The 2,953-nt window shown below is 73.0% G+C and carries 2 protein-coding genes; both read right to left on the bottom strand.

The window, feature by feature from the left end:
- The coding region (locus tag DJ73_RS11055) for an L-aspartate oxidase (protein ID WP_094557961.1) at window positions 1-1,734 on the bottom strand (1,734 nt) is incomplete at its 3' end.
- A 131-nt stretch (window positions 1,735-1,865) separates the two neighbouring features.
- The gene (locus DJ73_RS11050) at window positions 1,866-2,753 is read right to left on the bottom strand and encodes a YkgJ family cysteine cluster protein (RefSeq protein ID WP_094522059.1); all 888 of its coding nucleotides are present in this window, start codon (window positions 2,751-2,753) and stop codon (window positions 1,866-1,868) included.
- Between the last annotated feature and the right edge of the window lie 200 nt (window positions 2,754-2,953).

Genomic DNA, 2,953 nt, shown 5'->3' with positions numbered 1-2,953 from the left:
CTCGCTCGGCTCGTCGACCGGTTCGGTCCGGAGCGTCATCCCGCCGACGTCGGCGGCGTCGAAGTAGACGTTCCGCCGCCAGTCGGGGTCGACGTCGGGGTGGTCGGTGCGGTAGTGGGCGCCGCGGGACTCCTCGCGTTCGAGCGCGCCGCGGAGCACCGCCTCGGCGGCGACGAGAGTGAACCCGACGTCGACGGCGAGTTCGAACGACTCGCTCGTGACCGGGCCGACGCGCATGTCGGCGGCCCGTTCGCGGAGGGCTTCGAGTCGGTCGAGCCCCTCGCGGAGCGACGGCTCGTCGCGCAGGATCCCGGCGTGGTTCCACATCATCTCCCGCAGGTCGGCGAGCACCGCGTCCACGTCGTGCTCCCCGTCGCGGGAGGCCAGTGCGCTCAGGTCGCTGAGGTGCGGCTCGACGAGTCCCTCGCGGAGGTCGTCGGGCACCTCGCCCGGCCCGTCGACGCGGTCGGCGACCCGCTCGCCGGCGACGACGCCGTACGCGACGGTCTCGGCCAGCGAGTTTCCGCCGAGTCGGTTCGCGCCGTGGACTCCCGCCATCGTCTCGCCGATGGCGAACAGCCCGTCGATGTCGGTCTCGCCGTCGTCGTCGACGGCGACGCCGCCCATCCCGTAGTGGGAGGTCGGCGCCACCTCGACCGGCTCGGCCGCCATGTCCACGCCGAGGTCGTGGAACCGCTCGTACATCCGCGGGAGTCGCTCTCGGATGAAGTCGGCGTCGCGGTGGGAGATGTCGAGGTAGACGCCGCCGTTCTCGGTGCCGCGTCCCTCGGCGACCTCTCGGGCGATCGCCCGGGCGACGACGTCGCGGGCGTCCAGCTCCATCTGGTCGGGCGAGTACCGCTCCATGAAGCGCTCGCCCTCGGCGTTGAACAGGCGTCCCCCCTCGCCGCGGACGGCCTCGGTCACGAGTCGCCCGCTCCACGGCTCCCACTCGGGGTCGCTCTCGTCGACGGCCATCCCGGTCGGGTGGAACTGCATGAACTCCATGTCCATCAGCGACGCGCCGGCGTCGGACGCCAGCGCCGCCCCGTCGCCGTTGTTCTCGTCGTCCCGGGAGGTGTGTCGGTTGTAGATCGCCGCGTGGCCGCCGGCCGCGAGGACGACGGTGCCCGCGTTGAACAGGACGAACTCGCCGGTGTCCATGTCGAAGCCGACGGCGCCGTACACCGCGTCACCGTCCGAGACGAGCTTCGTGATCATCACGTTCTCGCGGTAGGGGACCGACAGCTCCTGCGCCCGGTCGACGAGCGCGTTCAGCATCGACTCGCCGGTGTGGTCGCCGGCGAACGCCGTCCGGCGGAACGACTGGGCGCCGAAGAACCGCTGGTCGATCTCGCCGTCCTCGGTGCGCGAGTACTCCATCCCCCACTCGTCGAGCTCGCGGAGGCGCTCCGGCATCTGCTCGGTCACGGTCTCGACCTTCGCCGGGTCGTTGACGAAGTGGCCCTCGTTGAGGGTGTCGGCGGCGTGGATCGCCGGCGAGTCCTCGGGGTCCCGGGTGCCGAGCGCGCCGTTAATCCCGCCGCGCGCCCACGTCGTGTGGGCGTCTCCGTGGCCCCGCTTGCCGAGTACCAGGACGTCGTCGACCCCGCGCTCTGCCAGTTCGATAGCGGTCCTCGCCCCCGCCGCGCCGGCGCCGACGACGAGGACGGAGACGTCCACGCGGTCGTACTCGACCGGTTCGTCGGGTTCCGTGGGTCGTCGTTCGTTCACGTCATAGGTAGGGTTTCGAACGGCATAAGACCCTCGCGCGTGTGCGCGCGAGCAAGCGATACGCGCCGCCCGTTCCCCTCCTCCGGCGCCGCCCGGTCCTCTTCTCCGTGACTGAGGTTCGGCGGTCCCCGTCAGTCCCAACCGGGAGTCCCGGGAGCGCCCGCGTCGTCCTCCAGTTCGCGGACCAGTCGGTCGCGGGAATCGGCGTCGAGGGAGGCGCGGTCGCCGTCGGCGCCGGCGCGTTCGGTCCACTCGCGGATCGCGCCGCCGGCCCACGAGTCGGCGTCGCGCGCCCGGGCCCGAGCCTCGGCCATGCGGTCGCGGTCGACCGACAGCGCTCCCGGCCGCGAGCCGACGGCGGCCCCGACGAACTGGGCGCGGTCGTCGGCGGTGAGCGAACCGGTCCGGAGCCGGTCGATCACCCCGTCGAGGTCGTCCGGGTCGGGGTAGCCGAAGACGACCGACCCGAGGGCCTGCGGGCCGAACGCGGGCGCGGGGAGGTCGTCCGGCGGTTCGCCGTCGAGGAGGCGGTCGCCGCCGCCCGCGGCCTCGACGCGCTCGCACTCCGTCTCGGCGCCGAGATCGAGGTTGTGTCCCGGGTACGTCGCGCAGGTCCGGGGGTAGCGGTCGTCGTCGTGGATCCGGCACTGGAGCGTCGTGGGGTCGAGGAAGACGCAGGCGTCGAGCCAGCGCGGCTCGTCGGTGCCGATCGGTGCGACCGGCTTCGGCGGCTTCCGGAGACCGACCACGAAGACTGGCCGGTCCCGGGCGGCGGCCACCTCGACGCCGTCGATCGAGACGCTCGCGTCGCGCTCGGCGGGTTCGAAGAGCCGGGGGACGAGGACGTCGCCGAGGCCGTCGTCGAGGAAGGCGGCGACCTCGTCGCGGGTGAGCGGGACGAGGTCGTACGTGTCGTCGAGCGGGTCGCGGTCGCCAGCGCGGTCGGAGCCGGCCGCGTCGCGATCGAGCGGCCGCCAGTCGACGCAGCAGCCGGCGCAGCCCTCGCAGCGGAGTTCCATCGGAGATCGTCCGTGCCAACGGTTCGCACAGTTAAAAGGGATCGGCGGGTTCGGGCGGGCGTTTATAAACGGACGGCCGTCGGCGCGCGCCCGTGAGCGGCCCTCAGGCCGCGAACCGGCGCCGCGCGAGGTCGCCGGCGCGGAGCGCCGGCTGCCAGAGGGACCGAAGGTCCCTCGCTGGAGTCGGTCGCCCGGAGCGA

Source organism: Halorubrum sp. Ea1 (assembly GCF_002252965.1).
GTDB lineage: Archaea > Halobacteriota > Halobacteria > Halobacteriales > Haloferacaceae > Halorubrum.
The sequence above is the reverse complement of the archived record's forward strand: the minus strand, read 5'-3'. Positions and strand labels throughout refer to the sequence as shown.

What these genes read in the sequence shown, in the direction of transcription:
- DJ73_RS11050 (WP_094522059.1), bottom strand. Translation starts at nt 2,753, where the DNA reads ATGGAACTCCGCTGCGAGGGCTGCGCCGGCTGCTGCGTCGACTGGCGG.